Here is a 20,333-nt window from a genome sequence, read left to right on the forward strand (position 1 = left end):
CTTCCTAATTTTCTTGAATTTTTAATACTTGATTATATTCTGATTGCATCCAAGAGATGTAGTTTTGTTTTGCAGGAAGAGTTTCTGTTACATTAACGACAGGAACGTTATTTTTCTTGCAAAGATCAACTAAATTTTTGATAACCTTGCTGTCAGCTTGAGTGTTATTAACAAAAAAGACGATCTTCTTTTTCTTAATATCATCTTGGAGCTTTTTAATGTCGCTAAATGAAGGATCGCCGCCATCTTCGATTGCCTTGGCAAAATGATCATTAGCAATTGAATACCCCATGTCATCTAAAGCATATTCGAAAACTGGTTCACTTACAGCAACCTTTTTATTATCGCTATTTTTCTTGATTTGAGCAAGTGTTGTGCTTAATTTTGTTAATTTTTTTTCATAATTAGCAGCATTTTTCTTGAACTCAGCTTTGTTTTTAGGATCAATTTTACCGTATTGATTTGCTAAGTAAGTTGCAGTTTTAGCCATTGTCTTTGAATTGTACCAAAGGTGTTCATTATCACCATCTTTAGCGTGCATCACGTCACTAGCGATATCAATTTGCTTTTTACCACCTAATTTTTCAATCCAAGTATCGTATCCTAAACCGTTATAAAGTACAATATCGGCTTTAGAAACGGTCTTAGCTGTTTTAGTTGTGGGTTCGTAATCGTGCGGATCAACATTTGGACTTGAAATAATTGATGTTACCTTACCATGTTTGCCTAAAACCGCTTGGGCAACTTCACCATAAAAGTCTGTTGAAGTTACAACATTAATGTCTTTAGCAAAAGCTGCAGGAGAACCTAAAGCTAAGCTAGCTCCCATAGCTACGAATGTTAATAGAACTTTATTTTTTAAATTCATGTAGATTTATTCCACCTTTTTATATAGTAATGATTACTTTTTAAATAATAAGGGATAAAAAAAGCCTTGTCAACAAGGCTTTGGGAGGGTATATAGTTATTATTACGATTTAGAAAAAAGGAAATGCTGAATTAGCAAAGAAGTATTTTTTTAGATTACTATTTAAAAAAATTAAAAATATTTTTTAAGATTGTGCGTCCCATTCAGATTTGAAATCATTAAGAAACTGTAGCATTATTTCTTGACGATGAGCGGCGATTTTTTTGGCTTCCTTAGTATTAAGCTTGTCTTTAATTAAGAGTAGTTTTTCATAGAAGTGATTAATGACCGTTTCGCGACTAAAATCACGAATATCTTTTTTAGTCATATTAGTTCGAGGATTGATTGTTGGATCATAAATCGTAATTCCATGATGACCGCCAAAATAAATGGCACGCATAATTCCAACTGCGCCAATAGCATCAAGCCAATCAGCATCTTGAACGATTTGACCTTCTAAACTGAGAGGATAATCATGTTCTAATGTACTGGAATATGACATGTGGGTGATGATTTCAATGATTTGATTAATTGTATTTTTGTCAATTTCGAGTTGAATTAAAAAATTATTGATATCAGCTAAAGCCTCTTTGGGATCACTAACAAGTTTATCGTCAATGACATCATGTAAGTATGCAGCACTAATGGTGATGAATTCGTTGACATGATAGTGAGAAGAAAGTTTTTGACTCATGTTAGCCACGCGGGTAAGATGATCCATATTGTGTCCAGTTTTATCAGCGGCTAATTTTTGTTTTGCAAATAAGATGATTGCTTCGATTTTATTTTCCATGAACATACCAACTTTCTTAATTGTGATTAGATTTCTTTTCATTTTACAGCGGATTAGCTAAGCAATAAAGGGAAAATTTTATTAAATAACAGTAATGTTTTCTTAAAATTAATAAAAACTAAAGAATAAGTTGGTATAATCTACAAAAAGCAAAGGGGAAATACATATGAATATCTATGAAAAGTATGGGGATGTGTTACCGGAAATTTTAAATGAGGTAACGGATTACCTGAAGCAAATTAATGAAACCTATAAAGAAAAACATCATGATAAGTTATATGAACACCTGATTGCGCGAGTAAAAACACCTGAAAGCATGGAAGAAAAGTGTCAACGTAAAGGTTATGCTGTAACAACAAAAAGTGCATTAAAAGAATGTAAGGATGCAATTGGGATTAGGGTAGTTTGCGGCTTTATCGATGATATCTATACTTTTGTTGATTTAATTAAACAAGCTTCTTGGAGTGAGATAGTTAATGAAAAAGACTATATCAAAAACGCTAAGCCTAATGGATATCGTTCGTACCACTTAATTTTAAAAGTTAAAGTGCCCTTTGAAGATATTGATGGCAATAATCCCGGACAGTATTTTGTTGAAATTCAGTTACGAACGATTGCGATGGATTCGTGGGCTAGCTTGGAGCATCGAATGAAGTACAAGCATGACATAAAAAATCCAGAACAAATTACAAAAGAACTAAAACGAACGGCAGATGAATTAGCCTCATGTGATATTAGTATGCAAACTATCCGCAATCTAATTGAAGAAAATAGGTGATAAAAATGAAAATCTTATTAGCAGAAGACGAACCGCAACTCCAACACGTTTTAAAAAAAGCAATGCAGAGTGTGGGTTATCAAGTAGATGCTGTGAATAATGGCAAAAGTGCCGTTAAAGCCGCGAAAGAAAATATTTATGACGTGATGATTTTTGATGTGATGATGCCTGAAATGACTGGAATTGAGGCTATGAAAGAAATTCGAAAAACCGGCGATAGTACGCATGTAATTATCCTAACCGCGATGTCAGAAATTGATGATAAAGTAACTGGACTAGATGCGGGGGCCGATGATTATATGACAAAGCCCTTTTCACTAAAAGAACTTCTAGCACGTTTACGTTCTAAAGAGCGTAGAGAAGATGATTATAATCACAAGTTGGTAGAATATGGAAGTGTTAAACTAGATACTGATCAACAAGAATTGGTGAGTCATAATTCAATTCGCCTCCCAAGTAAAGAAACGGAATTGATGAAGTTATTCATGTTAAATGCTGATAAGCAACTATCAACCCATGAAATTCGGCAAAAAATTTGGGGAGATGAAGAAAATGACGAGATTGTATGGATTTACATCTCATATTTAAGAGGAAAACTTGCCGCAATTAATGCCGATATTCAGATTGTTGGTAAAAAAGATGGGGAATTTTGTCTAACAAAAAAATAAAGTAGGGATTTAAAATGATACAAAGGCTAAGAAAAAAATTTATTTTAATGGCTGCTTTTTCATTATTATTAGTCTTAATTACTGTAATTGGGGGCATGGTGTCAGTAACTTATATTAATGCCCGTAATGAAATTAGTAATGTGCTAGATATTTTAACAGAAAACCGCGGAATGTTACCGGGAAAAGAAGCTAAAAAAAGATTAGGACCCAAATATACGCCAGAAAGCATTTATCAATATCGCTATTTTAGTGTTTTTTTAGATAAAAATAGTGAAATTATCGCCGTTGATAAACGTCATATCAATACCTTATCGCAAGATGAAATTAAAAAGATAACTAAGAAAATAATTGTTGATAAAGAAGTTACAGGAGATATTATTTATAATCGTACGGGATTTGCATATCGTTTAAAAGATACGCCGGAAGGAAAAATCTTAGTTTTATTAGATGAAAGTAATATTTTAGAAAATGCGCGGGCGGTCACCCGGTTGGGGTTATATTTAGGGATTATTAGTATGATTGTATTTACGCTAATTATTAGTGCCTTTTCAAAACAAGCGATTAAACCGACAATTCGAGCTTATCAAAAACAAAAAGAATTCATTACCAATGCCAGTCACGAGTTAAAGACGCCACTGGCTGTAATTTCAGCTAATACAGAGATGCAAGAATTAATGGGTGATGAATCCGAGTGGACAAAGAGTAATAAAGAACAGATTGTCCGGTTAAATAATTTAATTAGCCGCCTAGTGACTCTTGCTAGATTTGAAGAAAATAAAAGCATTGAAATGCACCCGATTGATTATTCAAAAATTGTCTTGGAGGCAGCTAAAAATTTCCAAACCATTGCGCAAGTTGAAAATAAAACGTTTGAACTTAACGTTACCCCTAATTTATTCATCCAAGCAGAAGCAAACACCTTACAAGAAATGGTCAATATTTTAATTGATAACGCTGTGAAATATTGTGATGATAACGGAAAGATTACAGTGAGTCTTCTTAAAGGTAAATTAGGTCAAAACGCAATTTTGAAGGTAGCTAATACGCATAAAAATAGTGAGAAAATCAATGTGTCACGCTTCTTTGAGCGATTTTATCGTGATGATCAATCACATAGTGTTGAAAAAAGTGGCTACGGAATCGGATTATCAATGGCTAATGAAGTGGTGCGTATTTTCCAAGGAAAAATTTCAGGGAATAATACAAATGAGCAAATCGAATTTGTGGTTAGTTTTAAGTTGACTAAGAATTCGCCACAATAAATAGCTTGTTTTTCTTGTAAACTAATATAAATATAAAAGAATAATGATGAAAAAAGCTGGGAAGATTTTCCAGCTTTTTCTTTCGTAGTTCTTGTATTTTATCTTTAAATCACGTAAACTAAAAATGATATGTGAAACACGTATGTTTCACGAATGTTAAGGAGGATTCTATGACGCCAGAAGAATTTCGTCAAGCATTAGCTAAGCAAGGAATTGAGTTAAGTGATGAACAAATGCAACAATTTGCGACTTATTATGAATTTCTTGTTGAAACTAATAAGAATTTAAATTTAACTGCAATTACTGATGAAAAAGAAGTGTATTTAAAGCATTTCTATGATTCATTATTACTTGCATTAACTGTTAAAGATTTACAAACAGAAGAATTAACCTTATGTGATGTGGGGGCAGGAGCAGGTTTTCCTAGTCTTCCCGTTAAAATTGTTTTTCCACAATTAGAAGTATCGATTGTGGATTCATTAAATAAACGAATTAAATTTTTACAAGAATTAGTTGGAAAATTAGGCTTAAAAAAAGTTCATTTCCATCATGCTCGTGCCGAAGAATTTGGCGGTAAAAAAAGTGTTCATCGCCAAAAATATGACGTGGTAACTGCGAGAGCGGTGGCTAGAATGTCGGTATTGACTGAATTGTGCTTGCCTTTAGCAAAAGTCGGGGGTCGTTTTATTGCGTTAAAAGCTCAAAAAACGCAAGACGAACTTGAAGTCGCTAATAAAGCAATTAAAGTGATGGGGGGAGAATTAATCTCTGATACCCAAGTTAATCTTCCAGTTGGAGATGACGAACGTCATATTGTAGTTATTGCAAAAATTGATGACACACCAAAGAAATATCCAAGAAAACCGGGAACACCTAATAAACAGCCAGTTGAATAATTAAGAAGGGGGATTAATTATGGGAACAGTGATTGCCATTGCTAACCAAAAAGGTGGCGTTGGAAAAACAACAACCAGTGTAAACTTGGGGGCATGTTTAGCTGATTTTGGAAAAAAAGTCTTACTTGTTGATACTGATGCGCAAGGAAACGCAACCAGTGGGATTGGAATTCGTAAAAGCGCAATTCAAAATGATGTATATGATGTTATTGTCAACGAATTACCAATTCGTCAAGCAATCATGAAATCAGAAAAAGAAAATCTAGATGTTGTCCCTGCAACAATTCAGTTAGCGGGGGCAGAAATTGAATTAACAGCTCAAATGGCACGCGAAAAGAAATTATATGCTGCCTTACAAGAAGTTAAAGCAGAGTATGATTTTATTATCATTGATTGTCCACCTTCATTAGGCTTATTAACAATCAATGCTTTTACAGCAAGTGATTCAATTTTAATTCCGGTTCAAAGCGAATATTATGCTTTGGAAGGGTTGAGCCAATTGATGAATACGATTCATTTGGTTCAAAAACACTTCAATCCTAACCTTCAAATTGAAGGAGTCTTAATGACAATGTTAGATGCAAGAACCAACTTAGGACAACAAGTTGTGGCTGAAGTGAAGAAATTCTTTAAAGATAAAGTTTACACAACGGTTATTCCTAGAAACGTTCGCTTATCAGAGGCACCAAGTCATGGATTGTCAATTATTGACTATGATCCTAAATCTCGCGGTGCTCAAGAATATCAATCCTTAACTAAGGAGGTATTAAGAGCTCATGAATAAAGGAACTAAAGGTCTTGGACGAGGAATCGATGCTTTATTTCAAGATTTCGCGCAAGAAGTACAAGATGATCCAAGCAAGGTAACGGAAATTCGTTTAGATGAAATTCGTCCTAATCCATATCAACCACGAAAAGTATTTGATGAACAAGCCTTACAAGAACTTGCAGATTCAATCCAAAAGTCGGGGGTTTTTCAACCAATTATTGTACGGAAATCAAGTGTTTTAGGTTATGAAATTATTGCCGGTGAACGTCGTTTTAGGGCTTCTAAGTTAGCTAAAAAAGAAACCATTCCCGCAATTGTGAAAGAATTTAACGAAGAACAAATGATGGAAATTGCAGTTTTAGAAAACTTACAACGTGAAGACTTAACGCCCCTTGAAGAAGCACAAGCTTACAGTACATTGATGGAACGCCTCAATTTAACGCAGGTGCAAGTTTCAGAACGCTTAGGAAAATCACGTCCATATATCGCTAATTATTTGCGTTTATTAGGTTTACCAAATGAAGTTAAGCAAATGTTGCAAAATGGTGAATTATCAATGGGACAAGCTAGAACATTATTAGCCTTAAAAGATAAAGATAAGGTCGTTGATGTCGCTAAAAAGACCATTGCGGAAAACTTAACGGTGCGGCAGTTAGAACAATTAGTCGCAAAACTTAATCATGCAGAACCAAAAGTAGAAAAAAAGGAAAAACAATCTGAATTTTCTCCATTTTATAAGCAAACAGAAGACTTGCTTCAAGCAAAATTTGGTACTAAAGTTATCGTTAAAGAAGGCGCCAAACAAGGCAAAGGTAAGATTGAAATCGATTATAGCAACATTGAAGATTTTAATCGAATTCTTGAAATTTTAAATATTAACTTAGATTAGTGAGGAAAAAACAATGTATGACTTACATGATATTGTTGAAATGAAAAAGCCACATCCATGTGGAGCTAATCGCTGGGAAATCGTACGTATGGGAGCAGACATCAAGATTAAATGTACAGAGTGTCAACGTTTATTAATGATGACTCGGCGCGATTTTGAAAAAAGAATGAAAAAAGTTTTAGAAAAATCTTCTAATGAAGATTAATTATCAGAAAAGAGGAATAAATTATGGCATTAACTGCAGGTATCGTTGGTTTACCTAACGTTGGGAAATCAACACTTTTTAACGCAATTACAAAAGCAGGAGCAGAAATGGCAAACTATCCATTTGCGACAATTGATCCTAATGTCGGGATGGTTGAAGTTCCAGATAGTCGTTTAGCACGGATTGATGAAATTATCCCTGCGAAAAAGATTGTTCACACAACTTTTGAATTTACTGATATTGCTGGGATTGTTAAGGGTGCTAGCAAAGGTGAAGGTTTAGGAAACAAATTCTTGGAAAACATTCGCCAAGTAGATGCAATTGTACATGTTGTACGTGCATTTGATGATGAAAATATCACTCACGTTTCTAACAAGGTTGACCCATTAGATGATATTGACACAATCAACATGGAATTAGTTTTAGCTGACTTAGATTCAGTTAATAAACGTTATGCACGTGTGGAAAAAATTGCGCGTACAAAAGACAAGGATGCATTAGCAGAATTTGCATTACTTCAAAAGATTAAACCAGTGCTTGAAGAAGGAAAGGCTGTTAGAAGCATTGAATTTAACGATGAAGAAAAGAAATTAGTTAAGAGTTTCTTTTTATTAACTTCAAAACCAGTATTATATGTTGCTAATATCGCTGAAGATGATATGGCAGATCCAGAAGCAAGTGAATACTACCAACAAATCAAGAAGTTTGCTGAAGATGAAGGTTCACAAGCGTTAGCCGTTTCAGCACGAACAGAAGAAGAAATTGCTGAATTACCAGATGATGAAAAACAAGAATTCTTAGAAGCTGAAGGAGTAACTGAATCAGGTTTAGACCGATTAATTCGTGCTTCATACAAGTTATTAGGCTTGGCTACATTCTTCACTGCTGGTGGTAAGGAAACTCGTGCTTGGACATTTAAAGCAGGTATGAAGGCTCCTCAAGTTGCGGGGGTAATTCACTCAGATTTTGAACGTGGATTTATCCGTGCCGAAGTTGCATCATTTGAAGATTTAGACAAATACGGTAGTATGCAAGCTGTTAAAGAAGCCGGTCGTTTACGTCTTGAAGGTAAAGAATATGTAGTTCAAGATGGCGACATTATCGAATTTAGATTTAACGTTTAATCGTTATTGGAGGATTAAAAATGGCAGAAGAAAAAACTGCACGTGAAAAAAACGAAGCGGCAAAACAACAAGCAGATGTTAAACCAGCCGTAGTTGATTTCACAGATTTAACAAAGAAAAATCAAGACTACATGTTCCATTTGGACAAAGAACTTGATCAACGTAAGTATGCGCAAAAAAATGAAGCACTATCTAAGGTGCATGCTGAATTATTAGAGAAGCAAAAAACAGGGATTGTCGCAACTAAGCTTTATGGCCCTGTAACAAAAAAAGCAGATGAAATCATTGCCGGACCAAAGAAGCCAGCTAAAATTCCAACTTTATGGGAAATGGCATTAGATAACGGCTTAATGATGTTTGCTTTATTCTGTGCGATGTATGCAATTTTTGGTGTGTTCTCTAAGAATAGTAACCAAACAAATGCGGGTATCATTACTTTAATCGCAACATCAGTTGTTGCCGGAATCGGATTAGGTTATTTCTATCGTCAAATGTTAGGACAACAAAAGCAACGTAACTGGGGTCGTGTGATTTTAAACGTGATTATTTTAGTGGCTGCTTGGATGGCGGTGTTTGGCCTTGTCGGAATTATTCCGCCATCTGTAAATGTTGTGCTACCACCTGTAGCTTATGCAACCTTAGCAATTATCGCTTTTGCAGTGCGTATTTATGTTAAAAAACGTTTGGATATTCCAAATCCAGCTGATTTAGCGCGCCAAACAAATGATAATAATAAAAAATAATTAATCAAAGCTAGCTTATTTTATTGAAACGTAAGCTAGCTTTTTGTATGCAAAAATAAAAGCATTGCGTGCTATAATGGTCATGATAAAAATTTACGCAAAAGAAAGGATAGCTTGATGCAAACTAAGATATTAAAAATAGGAACTACAAAAACAACTGAAGAATATGTCAGTCTTCCTTGGCAATCAATAGATATCTATCAAGAGATTACAGCAGCAAAAGTGGCCGCATTTGTGATTCCAAAAGTAGATGAAAAAGCCGCGATGCGAGTCCAAGACTTAACCATGAATTCAGGCTTGGATGTTCCGGTAATATTAATTGATCCAAGTAAAGGTAATAGTCGAAGTGAAATTCAAAAGCAAGTTGATCAGTTGGCGCGTGAATATGAAAGTCAAGTGGTTCCTGGATTTTTACGAGATTTAATTAATTTTGCGGATGAAAATCCAGTTAGTTATACAACTCCGGGACATCATAATGGTCAATTTTATGAAAAGCATCCAGCCGGGGTGGTTTTTAAGGAGTTTTTCGGAGATAACTTTTTGAAAGCCGATGTTTCTGATACGGTAGCCGAACTGGGTGATACGCTAACTCATGGAGGAACACCACTCGATTCGCAACAACAAGCAGCTAAATCTTTTAATGCAGACAAGGTATATTACGTTACTAACGGAACTACAAGTTCAAATACAATTTGTGCGAATGCGCTTTTAGATGAGGATGATTTAGTTTTATTTGATCGCAATAATCATAAATCACTCTATAATAGTGCATTAGTGATGACTGGAGCAAAACCAGTTTATCTTAAAACAAGTCGTAATCCCTTAGTTGATTGGTCCAGTTTTAGGCGATATTTCTGAAGTAAATATTAGACAAGAAATCGCTAAGGTGGATCCAAAAAAAGCAAAGCAAAAACGTCCGTTTAGATTATCAGTTTTACAACTGGAAACATTTGATGGGGTATTTTATAACGCTAAATGGTTCCTAGAAAAAATCGGACATCTTTGCGATTACATCTTATTTGATTGTGCTTGGGGTGGGTATGAACAGTTTGTTGATGTTATGAAAGAACTTTCACCCCTTCAATATACATATGGACCAGATGACCCAGGCATTTTGGTCACACAATCAATTCATAAACAACAAGCAGGTTTAGCGCAAACTTCACAGATATTAAAAAAAGATGCCCATATCAAAGGTCAAAAACGCTATGTTGATCATAAACATTTTAATAATTCATATTTGAAGTATGTGACAACTAGTTATTCATACCCAATTTATGCATCATTGACGGTAAATACAGCCTTAGCGAGTGGGAATGCGCCTAAAATTTGGTGGCAAGAAGCGATGCTTAAAGGAATTAAATTCCGCAAAGAATTAGCGCAAAAATCAACCTTGTTTAAAACGTTGAATCCTCATGAAATTGAAGATGGAAAATGGGAAGAATTGCCAAATCAAACGCTAGCAAATAATCTTGATTATTGGAAGATGAGTTCAGATGATAGTTGGCATGGTTTTAAAGGAATTGATCAAAACGAAGCGATTATCAGTCCATTAAAATTAACCGTAGTTTCTCCAGGGATTGATTTAAAAAATGGTCGCTATGAAAAAACAGGGATTCCGGGCGTAGTCGTTGGCGCATATCTAACAGAAAAACGGGTAATAGATTGTAAGTCAGATTTATATTCAACTTTATTCTTATTAACCCCAGGAGAAAAAGATGAAGACTTAGATGCATTATTAACAAGCTTTTTAGAATTTGAAGAATTCTACTTACGGGATGCACCACTTCAAGAAGTCTTGCCACGGTTATATCGACAAAATCAAGCACGCTATGAAGGATATACCATTCGCCAACTTTGCCAAGAAATGCATGAATATTACAAATTACATGATACTTTTAAAGTGCAACAAGCATTATTTTTAAAAGACAATATGAGTGATTTTGAATATACGCCTGCTAAAGCGGATAAATTATTCATGAAAAATCATGGAGAATTAGTAGATTTAGAGGAGATTGAAGGTCGAATTGCTCTTGAAGGAGCCCTTCCTTATCCACCAGGAGTATTTATCGTAGCTCCAGGTGAACGTTGGCAAAAAATTGATGTTGATTATTTTAAGATTTTAATGGGAGCCATTGATTTATTCCCAGGTTTTGATCCGGAAATCCAAGGGGTATACCTTGAAAAAATTAATGGTAAGACCCACGCTAAGGGATTTGTTCTATAAAATCCGAATAATTTAAAAAAAGATTAAAAAAATTCTCATTTTTTAATTGACAAATTATTTAATAGTGTATAAAATCATAGATAATCAAATATATAAGACGTTGATGAGAAGAGATCCGATAAAGTATCAAAAGAGAGCTTCGTAAGGTGAAAGGAAGCATATGGAGTCGGTGAGAATGGCCTCGGAGTCGAGTAATGGTCGAGTCATTAATTAATGATGGAAGGCTGTTATTCCGTTAATTACGATATAATTGAGCTTAATTAAGCAATTGAGGTTGCTGATGTGAATCAGTAACGAATTAAGGTGGTAACGCGGTTTTCGTCCTTTGTGATGAAAATCGCGTTTTTTATTTAGAGAAATGAGGGATTGAAATGATTGAATTTAAGAATATTTCTAAAACCTTCAATACAGCTGATGGAAATGTCCATGCGGTTAAGGATGTGAACCTGACAATTAACAAAGGAGAAGTTTTTGGGATTGTCGGTTTCTCTGGTGCCGGTAAAAGTACATTAGTTAGAATGTTGAATGGTTTAGAAACACCGACTGAAGGTGAAGTAATTGTTAATGGCACACGAATTGACAATTTAAAAGGCAAGGATTTACGCGAGCAACGTAAAAAAATCGGAATCATCTTCCAACATTTTAACTTACTTTGGTCACGAACAGTCCTTGAAAACATTATGTATCCTTTAGAATTAGCTAAAGTTCCTAAGGAACAAAGAATAAAAAAAGCCAAAGAATTAGCTAGTCTTGTAGGTTTGGGTGAAAGAATTCATGCTTATCCATCACAATTATCTGGTGGACAAAAGCAACGTGTGGGAATTGCACGGGCGTTAGCTAATGACCCAGAAATCTTAATTTCTGATGAAGCTACAAGTGCTTTGGATCCGCAAACAACAGATGAAGTGTTAGATTTAATGGAAGAAATCAATAAGAAATTAAACCTAACAATTGTAATTATCACGCATGAAATGCATGTTATCCGTCGCTTAGCTGATACAGTAGCAGTTATGGAATACGGAAAAGTGATTGAAAAAGGGCCGGTTTCAGAAGTCTTTACTAATCCAAAAGAAGACTTAACTAAACGCTTTGTTAACGCTGAAGTTGATACTAATAATACGCCAGATGTTCATGAAGTCGTTGAACAATTACTTGAAAAATATCCAGAAGGTAAGTTAGTTTCATTACGCTTTCATGGTGATCGTGTTAAATTACCAGTTGTATCAACGATGCTTCGCAAATATCCTAATTTAGAATTAAGTATTTTAGAAGGATCAATTCATCAAATTTCAGATAAGAAAGGGACAATTGGAAACTTGTTCATTCAACTTGTCGGCGATGATGAAGATATTAAAGGAGCATTAGCATTCTTTGAAGAAAATAAAGTGGAAGCGAAGGTGATTACAAATGGATAACCAAGGTTTAGCATCATACTTTCAATTTAGTAATGTAAATTGGAATGATATGGGATCTGCAACATGGGAAACGATTTGGATTACAGTAGTATCAGTTTTAATTGTTGCAATTTTAGGATTATTACTAGGGTTGCTTCTATTTGAAACTTCAGGCAAAGCTAATCCGGTAATTAAAGTATTGAATTGGCTTGTATCAATTTTTGTTAATATTTTCCGTTCAATTCCATTTATCATTTTAATTGTTTTACTCTTGCCGGTAACGCAAGTTCTTGTGGGATCAATTACAGGGGCCAAGGCAGCCGTACCTTCATTGGTGGTATCTGCCGCACCATTTTATGCGCGTTTAGTTGAAATTGCTTTTCACGAAGTTGATCAAGGCGTAATTGAAGCTGCTGAAGCAATGGGTTCAACAAAGTGGCAAGTTATTACAAAAGTATTAGTGCCAGAAGCACTTCCAGCTTTAGTATCTGGAATTACAGTAACTGCAATTTCATTGATTGGATACACAGCAATGGCTGGGGCAATTGGTGCCGGTGGTTTAGGACAATTAGCCTATACTGATGGGTTCCAATCATATAACAATGCGATTACACTAGTCGCAACTGTAATTATCGTTTTAATTGTATTTACCTTCCAATGGATAGGTGATTTTGCAGTAAAACGAATTGATAAACGTTAATTAATAATTAATTAAAAAATATCTATTTTGGAGGAATAATTTTATGAAAAAAAGAACAATTTTTGGTTTAGTTGCATCATTTGCAGCTGCAGCATTTTTAGCAACAAGTACTGCTAGTGCAGACACAACACTTACTGTTGGTGCTTCACCAACACCTCACGCAAAAATTCTAGAACACGTTAAGCCACAATTGAAAAAAGAAGGCGTTAACCTAGAAATCAAAAAATACGATGATTACATTATGCCTAATAAAGCTTTGGCAAATAAAGAATTGGATGCAAACTACTTCCAACACATTCCATTTTTAAACAACTGGAACAAAAAGAACAATGGCTCATTAGTTTCAGCTGGTAACGTTCACTTAGAACCAATTGCCGTATATTCAAAGAAATATAAGAGTCTAAAAGATCTTCCAAAGGGATCAACAGTGATTGTGTCTTCAAACGTGGCTGACTACGGTCGTATCTTAACAATCTTCAAAGATGCCGGTTTAATCACTTTGAAGAAGGGAACAAATATTCAAACTGCAACATTTAACGATATTGCAACAAACAAAAAGAACTTAAAATTCAAGCACTCATATGAAGCTAAATTATTACCTCGCTTATACAAAGAAGGTAAAGATGCAGCGTATGTAATTAATGCTAACTACGCAGTACAATCAGGTTTAAATCCAGCTAAAGATTCAATCGCAATCGAAAAGAAAAATTCTCCATACGCAAATATGGTAGCTGTTCGTAAAGGCGACCAAAACAAGCCTGCTGTTAAGAAATTAATGAAGGCATTACAATCAAAAGAAACTCAAAATTGGATTAAAAAAGAATTCGATGGTGGAGTTTTACCTGCTGCAAAATAATTAGTAGCCAATCAAAAGAGGATGAGCAAAGCGCTTATCCTCTTTTTTTAATGAGATGTAGTATAATAAAAATATGAAAAACGAAAAAAAGGAAGTGAATAAACGTGGAGGAAATGAAGCCGTATTTAACTTTGAAAGAAGATGGTGAAGCTGAGATTATTATTAAAAAATCACAGTTTATTTGTGCCGTGGCACGAACAGAAACCGAAGAACAAGCACGCGAGTTTGTGGAAAAAATTTCAACAAAGCATAGAAAAGCAACCCATAATTGCTATGCCTATATGTGTGGATTAAACGATGAAATTCAACGAGCAAGCGATAACGGCGAGCCTTCAGGGACAGCGGGTGTGCCGATTTTGGAAGTTTTAAAAAATCTAGAATTACATAATGTCACCGCGGTTGTTACCCGTTACTTTGGGGGAATCAAATTAGGTGCGGGAGGCTTGATTCGGGCATATAGTAATGCGACTTCTCATGCCATTGAAGAAATTGGGGTTGTGAAAAAAGTTGTTCAAACCCAAGTAAATCTAACGGTTAGTTATTCACAATGGGGAAAACTGCAAAATTATTTAGAAACTGAAAAGATCCATCTTGTAGATACCCAATTTGCAGCCGATGTTACTGCAGTAACATCTGTGGATACACCAGATGTTGAAGAATTTATTGCTTCTATTGTTGATTTAATGAACGGGCAAGTGACAATCGATAAGGGTGATGAAAGTTATGTTGAAGTTCCGGTTGAATTATATAAATAAAATTCGTTAGTATAACGCTTTCAATTTTGGAATGAGATAGAAATTTAATCATAAATACCGTATAATGAAAGTATTATTAAGGTGAAATGTACCTTTATGGAGGAAATTAAAAAATGCAAGATAATAAAGGCATTAAATTATTTGCTTTAAACTCTAATCCAGAGTTAGCAGAAAAAATTGCTGCTAAAATGGGTGTGGAATTGAGCGAAGCATCTGTAAAACACTTTAGTGATGGAGAAATCCAAATTAATATTGATGAAAGTATCCGTGGAAACGATGTGTTTGTTATTCAATCAATTTCAGATCCCGTAAATGAAAACTTTATGGAAATTATGGTTATGATTGATGCGCTTCGCCGTGCGAGTGCAGGAACAGTTAATGTTGTTATTCCATATTATGGATATGCGAGATCAGACCGTAAAGCGCGTTCACGTGAACCAATTACTGCTAAATTAATTGCCAATTTGATTCAATTAGCTGGAGCAGACCGTGTTATTTCAATGGATTTACACGCCGGACAATTACAAGGATTCTTTAACATTCCAGTTGATCATTTATTAGCTATCTTTTTCCAAGCAGATTATTTCAAGAGTTTGAACTTAAAAGATGTTGTGGTCGTATCATCAGATCACAATGGGGTTAAACAAGCGCGTAATTTGGCACAATTATTAAAAGCACCAATTGCAATTGTGGATAAGCGAGATTCACAACGTTTAACAGATATTACAGATTCTCATGTTATTGGGGATGTTAAAGGAAAAGATTGTATTGTCTTTGACGATATGATTGATACTGGTGGTAAGATGGTAGACGCGGCAAAAGCATTAAAAGCCGCTGGTGCTAACGATATTTATGCTTGTGCAACTCATGCGATTTTCTCTGGCAATGCCGCTCAAGACTTAGCAGCTAGTGAATATAAAGAAGTGGTTGTAACAGATACAATTGCCATTCCAGAAGAAAAACAATTCTCTCAATTAAAGGTACTTTCTGCAGCGCCTACGTTTGCAAAGGCATTATCATTGATTTATCACAATAAATCAGTTGATACATTATTCCAAAAACACGAAATTTAATAAAAAAAGGCTAGAATCAAGGATTTCTAGCCTTTTTTGTTGTGCGATATTATATTTTATAATGTATAATAAAAAAAGAAAGATTAGATAGGTGTCCTATTAAGTCGGTATTACAAATTCTGATTTGATAGGTTTTTTTATAATTAATCAATAATAAAAATGTTAAAATTGTATAAGAAACGAAAAATGTTATATGTAAGAAATTAAAAAAAGGAAGGTGCAAAATGTTTTACTTTATCCCAGCATGGTATGAGAGTGACACACGGCGTTTTAGCGGCGACATTACACCATGGTATAGAAATAGACAAGAAGTTGAATTTGACGATACAATTAGCCAAATTCAAATGTTTAGCAAAGAAAAAGAAGAATTTGAAGTGATAACTTTAAATTTTAATCCCAATTTACAAAAATTAAAACTAACAGAAGCTTTAAATCAGGTAAAACAAACAAGTATTTTTGATGTGATTCAAGAAATCCCTAATGATTTTGAACGCACTCCAATTGATTACCGTAATTTAAAATGGCCCAAAGATGTTAGCTTTTATCATAATTCATTTAGAACGTATGTTATGCGTGGTAACAAGAAATATGCAATCATGGAATATGATAGCTTGGGACGAATAAGTAAACTTGAAATATACGATGAAAATGAAGTCTTAATAAAAGAATATGTCTTTGATATGCGCGGCTTTCTTTCAAATTACTATGATCATAGTACCTTTGAAATTAAGTATTTAAATCTAAAAGGAAAATGGGTAATTAAAGAAAATCAAGAAAGTCATCAAATTCATGTTAATCCGCTGTTTGAAAATAAGTTTCAAAAGTTAATTTACGAAAATATCGATGAGTTGATAGAAGAAAAATTAACTGAAAAATTAACGACTTTATCAAGTGATGATGTTCTTGTGATTGGAGCTCATCAAAATAATTTTGATATTATGACACGGGTTTCAAGTGAAGCAAAGAGAGTCTATTCATTTTTCGGCAATCGCCAAGCTATTGATTCATTAACATCAGAAAATATCGAAACCTTAAACCAAGCGGCTTTTGTTGTGGTGGATACGAGTGAAAAAAAGGCAGCTTTAGAAGAAATGCTTAACCATGTTGTTGTTAAATTTATTCCACCATTCGATTCAAGATTAAGATTGGGTCACAGTCAACAAATCAGAATGATGAAGGTTTATTTAAATATTGACGGTTTAAGTGATGAAGAATTATCGATGGCATTAAAACGGATTATTAAAAAAATGATGGAAAATCGTGGAATTGAATTAACGTTAGGAACATATAACGCTAGTGATGGTAGTGTTGATGAACGCTTGAACAGACTGGTGCCAGCGCTAATTGAAGAATATGGCGACGAAGAAGAACTAGTCTTTCGGATGAACGAACAAAAAGAAGCCAACATTGAATTCAATGAAGATATCGCCGATGGGAATATGACAGTTATTGAAAAACGTGCAATTAATGTCTTTAAGATTAGCTCACAAAGGGATTTAATTAATGAGTTAGATACGACCCGTTTAATTATCGACTTAAACGCGATTCCTGATACATATCTCACGATTGCAGCGATTAGTGCGGGGATACCTCAAATTAATGCAAGTGCTAATATTTATGTTCAAAATAAAAAGAATGGGATTCAAATAAACTCGTATGATGAGTTATATGATGCTTTAGATTATTATCTAGAAGGTTTGAATAACTGGAACCAAGCTATGATGTATGCAGTTAATGAAATTTCAAAATATTCAAGTGAAAGCATTATTGCACAATTCAAAGAGTTGGTGGGTGAGAATTAAGATATGAAAAAGAAAGTTAGTATTTTACAAATTGGATTACAAAATTGGCAAGAACAATTTGAAATTAATCCTGAAATCGATTGGGAGTTTTGTAAACCAAACGAATTAGATAAAACTTTTAATGAAAGAATTGAAAAGAGCAATTTAGCAATTAAAGCGGCTAAAAAAGCTAAAAAATTTCCACCACGTAAATTTTCAGGATTTGATGCAGTCATTTTACAAGACGTAACCGGAATAAAAGATCTTAGGTATCTAGAAAAGTATGCCGATTATTATACTTTAATATATGATCCAAAATTAACCGGTGGATTAAACAATGAAATAGAAAGTTTTTTGAAGAAACGCTTAGCTTGGCCAAAGGATTTATCCAATCCGCAATTGGCGGTTGATTCAGTGCGGCGTGGCTTTTTCCCAAAGCAATCAGGAGCTAGTTTTGAGCCTACCAAAGCAACTTTTACGACTGATAATGTTAAGTATGAAGGAACAAGATATGCAGAAGTTGTAGTCGATTCTCCTGATGAATTTACAACAATTGCCGTCTGGAATTCTTCAATTTATTCCGATCCAGGGAAAACGATTGAACTATGGTTAGAATATATCAAAGACGAAAGCGTAGAAGTTCGGATGGTGGCAAGAGCATCCGAAATGGGGTCCATTGATTATAATAAAAACATTCATATCTTTACTGAAGAACAAATGCAAGTTCCAGTTTTACTTGAAAAATTTGGCGATAATACTTTTTCAAATGTCGGAATAGAGGTCAAAGGAAAAGGAAAAATTAAAGTGGGCCATCTTCATTTTCGTTGGAGTAGATTTGGCTTTGGCAACATGATTATTGGGGGGCAAAGATATGCTACCAAAAAACGAGAAGAATTTTTCTACTACTTCAATCCTGGCGATATGAAACCACCTTTAAATATTTATTTTTCTGGATATCGTTCATTGGAAGGTTTCGAAGGATTTTTCATGATGAAAAAAATGGGAACTCCATTCATGTTAATCGCTGATCCAAGGTTTGAAGGGGGCGGATTTTATTTAGGTGATGAAGAATACGAATCTAAATTGCTTGAGGTAATCAATAACGCTAAAGATTATCTTGGATTTACAAATAAACAAATCAATATGGCTGGTTTTTCAATGGGAACTTTTGGTTCGCTTTATTACAGTTCTAAGATTTTGCCGCATGCTGTTTTAGGGGTTAAGCCGATTGTAAATTTAGGTAATATCGCCCGAAATGGACACATTGATCGTCCGAATAATTTTAATACAATTTTCGATGTGGTTAAATTAAACGAAGGTGGTTTAAGTGAAAAATTGCTGGAACATATTAATCAGCATTTTTGGAATGCTTTTAAAGCCGCTGATTATAGTGATACTAAGTTTATTTTTGGCCATATGTTTGAAGACGATTATGATAACGAAACATACAATCAAATGTTAGAAGTCCTTAACCAAAAAGGTGCACTTATTATCGGAAAAGGGGCGCATGGATTACATACAGATGGTAGTCAAGAATTGATCCCTTGGTTTTTGAAGCAATTTAATTATATTAATGAAAATGACTTTAATAGGGGGGATAAAGATGAATAGTATCATTCAATGGAAAGATATTAAAGACTCTGATTTTTTATTTGGAAGTCAGCTTACTAAAAAAGAAAATTCACAAATAGATTTTGAAAACCCTCTAATGTCACCAGGAATTGCCTTTACAAGTTGGAAGATGAAAAAAAATTTCCAAGCTGATCCTCATCCGCCAGCCTTACCAACACTTCAAGTTGGAAAAAAATATTACTTAAAAGCAAATATGCAGGTCGATGATTTCTTAGGAATCATGTTTAAAATTAATTTTTATGATGGTTTTAATGAAGAAATTTCCACTAAAGTTATTCGGGGGATAAAAGGTGATTTTGTCTATCCTAAAACTGCCGAAACATATAGTATTGAAATGATTAATGGTGGTTGTAAAAAATTTAGTTTTAACTGGATGCAAATAACAGATGATAAAGATAATTTGTTAGAAAATGATGGTTATGATGTCATTGAAAATTTGGTTGATGAAGCAACAAATTTAAATTTTATCTTCTTAGAACCGCAATATAATGAAGTTGCTTACTTAAGTACGAAGTGGCAAAAAAGATTTAAACAAGTTGGTAACGTAGTCACAATTAGTACCTTTAGAAGAACAAAGGAAAATTTTGAATATCATGAGATTCAAAATTTAATCAATGACTATCTTAAGAAATTTGACCAAGTGAACTTAATTGGGATTGGAAAAATTTCCAACAAAGCAGTTAAAGCTTATGCCCAAAAGTTCCCCAAGGTAAAGGGGTATGTTGCGCATGAAAAAGCAAATAATCTTGTAAATGTTTTTGAATATGCACCTGATAATCAAATTGATGTTGATTTAGCAATGATGGCAGATTATTTTGATTATCAAGATGTTTTACAGGAACTACCTTTTTTGAAAGTAGGTGAGGAAGATTAAAAAAATT

At 34.2% G+C, this 20,333-nt stretch carries 19 protein-coding genes and 1 pseudogene; 18 read left to right on the forward strand and 2 right to left on the reverse strand.

Features of this window, described 5'->3' with window-relative positions; genetic code table 11:
* Positions 1 to 4 precede the first annotated feature (4 nt).
* Together JCM14209_RS00670 and JCM14209_RS00675 are read right to left on the reverse strand one after the other, a co-directional pair.
* Positions 5 to 829: a metal ABC transporter solute-binding protein, Zn/Mn family gene (locus JCM14209_RS00670; RefSeq protein ID WP_225349669.1), complete on the reverse strand. Its 825-nt coding sequence runs from the start codon at positions 827 to 829 to the stop codon at positions 5 to 7.
* A 223-nt stretch (positions 830 to 1,052) separates the two neighbouring features.
* On the reverse strand, positions 1,053 to 1,706 hold the full coding sequence (locus JCM14209_RS00675) for an HD domain-containing protein (RefSeq protein WP_025021725.1): 654 nt from the start codon (positions 1,704 to 1,706) through the stop codon (positions 1,053 to 1,055).
* Positions 1,707 to 1,866: 160 nt separating this feature from the next.
* Between JCM14209_RS00675 and JCM14209_RS00680 the strand changes: the two genes are divergently transcribed.
* The 18 genes and pseudogenes from JCM14209_RS00680 to asp3 all read left to right on the forward strand — a co-directional run bounded on the left by JCM14209_RS00680 (position 1,867) and on the right by asp3 (position 20,326).
* Positions 1,867 to 2,478, forward strand: a complete 612-nt coding sequence (locus JCM14209_RS00680) for a GTP pyrophosphokinase (RefSeq protein WP_025021726.1) — start codon at positions 1,867 to 1,869, stop codon at positions 2,476 to 2,478.
* A gap of 5 nt (positions 2,479 to 2,483) precedes the next feature.
* The gene (locus JCM14209_RS00685; RefSeq protein ID WP_025021727.1) at positions 2,484 to 3,146 is read left to right on the forward strand and encodes a response regulator transcription factor; all 663 of its coding nucleotides are present in this window, start codon (positions 2,484 to 2,486) and stop codon (positions 3,144 to 3,146) included.
* Positions 3,147 to 3,160: 14 nt separating this feature from the next.
* Positions 3,161 to 4,408 (forward strand): sensor histidine kinase, encoded by a 1,248-nt coding sequence (locus JCM14209_RS00690; RefSeq protein ID WP_025021728.1) that lies wholly within the window; start codon positions 3,161 to 3,163, stop codon positions 4,406 to 4,408.
* A gap of 170 nt (positions 4,409 to 4,578) precedes the next feature.
* On the forward strand, positions 4,579 to 5,304 hold the full coding sequence (rsmG, locus tag JCM14209_RS00695) for a 16S rRNA (guanine(527)-N(7))-methyltransferase RsmG (RefSeq protein ID WP_025021729.1): 726 nt from the start codon (positions 4,579 to 4,581) through the stop codon (positions 5,302 to 5,304).
* Between the two features lie 19 nt (positions 5,305 to 5,323).
* Positions 5,324 to 6,088 (forward strand): ParA family protein, encoded by a 765-nt coding sequence (locus JCM14209_RS00700; protein ID WP_025021730.1) that lies wholly within the window; start codon positions 5,324 to 5,326, stop codon positions 6,086 to 6,088.
* A complete protein-coding gene (locus JCM14209_RS00705; protein WP_025021731.1) occupies positions 6,081 to 6,962 on the forward strand; it encodes a ParB/RepB/Spo0J family partition protein in 882 nt (293 codons plus the stop codon). The genes JCM14209_RS00700 and JCM14209_RS00705 overlap by 8 nt, the downstream gene beginning before the upstream one ends.
* Before the next feature lie 13 nt (positions 6,963 to 6,975).
* Positions 6,976 to 7,167, forward strand: coding sequence for a DUF951 domain-containing protein (locus JCM14209_RS00710; RefSeq protein ID WP_025021732.1), 192 nt, complete (start codon positions 6,976 to 6,978; stop codon positions 7,165 to 7,167).
* A 23-nt stretch (positions 7,168 to 7,190) separates the two neighbouring features.
* Entirely contained in the window at positions 7,191 to 8,291 is a 1,101-nt protein-coding gene (gene ychF, locus JCM14209_RS00715) for a redox-regulated ATPase YchF (protein WP_025021733.1), read from the forward strand.
* A 20-nt stretch (positions 8,292 to 8,311) separates the two neighbouring features.
* Positions 8,312 to 9,034, forward strand: coding sequence for a DUF1129 domain-containing protein (locus tag JCM14209_RS00720; RefSeq protein ID WP_025021734.1), 723 nt, complete (start codon positions 8,312 to 8,314; stop codon positions 9,032 to 9,034).
* Between the two features lie 117 nt (positions 9,035 to 9,151).
* Positions 9,152 to 11,261: pseudogene (locus JCM14209_RS08710) on the forward strand (putative ornithine decarboxylase).
* A 371-nt stretch (positions 11,262 to 11,632) separates the two neighbouring features.
* Positions 11,633 to 12,676 (forward strand): methionine ABC transporter ATP-binding protein, encoded by a 1,044-nt coding sequence (locus JCM14209_RS00730; protein ID WP_025021735.1) that lies wholly within the window; start codon positions 11,633 to 11,635, stop codon positions 12,674 to 12,676.
* A complete protein-coding gene (locus JCM14209_RS00735) occupies positions 12,669 to 13,355 on the forward strand; it encodes a methionine ABC transporter permease (protein ID WP_025021736.1) in 687 nt (228 codons plus the stop codon). Before JCM14209_RS00730 ends, JCM14209_RS00735 begins: the two co-directional genes overlap by 8 nt.
* 43 nt (positions 13,356 to 13,398) lie before the next feature.
* Positions 13,399 to 14,211, forward strand: coding sequence for a MetQ/NlpA family ABC transporter substrate-binding protein (locus JCM14209_RS00740; protein WP_025021737.1), 813 nt, complete (start codon positions 13,399 to 13,401; stop codon positions 14,209 to 14,211).
* A 113-nt stretch (positions 14,212 to 14,324) separates the two neighbouring features.
* The gene (locus tag JCM14209_RS00745; protein WP_025021738.1) at positions 14,325 to 14,966 is read left to right on the forward strand and encodes a YigZ family protein; all 642 of its coding nucleotides are present in this window, start codon (positions 14,325 to 14,327) and stop codon (positions 14,964 to 14,966) included.
* Between the two features lie 113 nt (positions 14,967 to 15,079).
* Positions 15,080 to 16,039, forward strand: coding sequence for a ribose-phosphate diphosphokinase (locus tag JCM14209_RS00750; protein WP_025021739.1), 960 nt, complete (start codon positions 15,080 to 15,082; stop codon positions 16,037 to 16,039).
* Between the two features lie 224 nt (positions 16,040 to 16,263).
* On the forward strand, positions 16,264 to 17,841 hold the full coding sequence (asp1, locus tag JCM14209_RS00755) for an accessory Sec system protein Asp1 (protein ID WP_025021740.1): 1,578 nt from the start codon (positions 16,264 to 16,266) through the stop codon (positions 17,839 to 17,841).
* A gap of 3 nt (positions 17,842 to 17,844) precedes the next feature.
* Positions 17,845 to 19,431: an accessory Sec system protein Asp2 gene (gene asp2, locus JCM14209_RS00760; RefSeq protein WP_025021741.1), complete on the forward strand. Its 1,587-nt coding sequence runs from the start codon at positions 17,845 to 17,847 to the stop codon at positions 19,429 to 19,431.
* On the forward strand, positions 19,424 to 20,326 hold the full coding sequence (gene asp3, locus JCM14209_RS00765; protein WP_025021742.1) for an accessory Sec system protein Asp3: 903 nt from the start codon (positions 19,424 to 19,426) through the stop codon (positions 20,324 to 20,326). The genes asp2 and asp3 overlap by 8 nt, the downstream gene beginning before the upstream one ends.
* The last annotated feature ends 7 nt before the right edge of the window (positions 20,327 to 20,333 follow it).

Origin of the sequence: Ligilactobacillus hayakitensis DSM 18933 = JCM 14209, assembly GCF_000615845.1 — a bacterium.
In the GTDB taxonomy this organism is placed as follows: domain Bacteria; phylum Bacillota; class Bacilli; order Lactobacillales; family Lactobacillaceae; genus Ligilactobacillus; species Ligilactobacillus hayakitensis.

Coding starts and splice junctions, on each gene's coding strand:
- JCM14209_RS00670 (WP_225349669.1), bottom strand. CDS start 829: ATGGGAGCTAGCTTAGCTTTAGGTTCTCCTGCAGCTTTTGCTAAAGAC.
- JCM14209_RS00675 (WP_025021725.1), bottom strand. CDS start 1,706: ATGTTCATGGAAAATAAAATCGAAGCAATCATCTTATTTGCAAAACAA.
- JCM14209_RS00680 (WP_025021726.1), top strand. CDS start 1,867: ATGAATATCTATGAAAAGTATGGGGATGTGTTACCGGAAATTTTAAAT.
- JCM14209_RS00685 (WP_025021727.1), top strand. CDS start 2,484: ATGAAAATCTTATTAGCAGAAGACGAACCGCAACTCCAACACGTTTTA.
- JCM14209_RS00690 (WP_025021728.1), top strand. CDS start 3,161: ATGATACAAAGGCTAAGAAAAAAATTTATTTTAATGGCTGCTTTTTCA.
- rsmG (WP_025021729.1), top strand. CDS start 4,579: ATGACGCCAGAAGAATTTCGTCAAGCATTAGCTAAGCAAGGAATTGAG.
- JCM14209_RS00700 (WP_025021730.1), top strand. CDS start 5,324: ATGGGAACAGTGATTGCCATTGCTAACCAAAAAGGTGGCGTTGGAAAA.
- JCM14209_RS00705 (WP_025021731.1), top strand. CDS start 6,081: ATGAATAAAGGAACTAAAGGTCTTGGACGAGGAATCGATGCTTTATTT.
- JCM14209_RS00710 (WP_025021732.1), top strand. CDS start 6,976: ATGTATGACTTACATGATATTGTTGAAATGAAAAAGCCACATCCATGT.
- ychF (WP_025021733.1), top strand. CDS start 7,191: ATGGCATTAACTGCAGGTATCGTTGGTTTACCTAACGTTGGGAAATCA.
- JCM14209_RS00720 (WP_025021734.1), top strand. CDS start 8,312: ATGGCAGAAGAAAAAACTGCACGTGAAAAAAACGAAGCGGCAAAACAA.
- JCM14209_RS00730 (WP_025021735.1), top strand. CDS start 11,633: ATGATTGAATTTAAGAATATTTCTAAAACCTTCAATACAGCTGATGGA.
- JCM14209_RS00735 (WP_025021736.1), top strand. CDS start 12,669: ATGGATAACCAAGGTTTAGCATCATACTTTCAATTTAGTAATGTAAAT.
- JCM14209_RS00740 (WP_025021737.1), top strand. CDS start 13,399: ATGAAAAAAAGAACAATTTTTGGTTTAGTTGCATCATTTGCAGCTGCA.
- JCM14209_RS00745 (WP_025021738.1), top strand. CDS start 14,325: ATGAAGCCGTATTTAACTTTGAAAGAAGATGGTGAAGCTGAGATTATT.
- JCM14209_RS00750 (WP_025021739.1), top strand. CDS start 15,080: ATGCAAGATAATAAAGGCATTAAATTATTTGCTTTAAACTCTAATCCA.
- asp1 (WP_025021740.1), top strand. CDS start 16,264: ATGTTTTACTTTATCCCAGCATGGTATGAGAGTGACACACGGCGTTTT.
- asp2 (WP_025021741.1), top strand. CDS start 17,845: ATGAAAAAGAAAGTTAGTATTTTACAAATTGGATTACAAAATTGGCAA.
- asp3 (WP_025021742.1), top strand. CDS start 19,424: ATGAATAGTATCATTCAATGGAAAGATATTAAAGACTCTGATTTTTTA.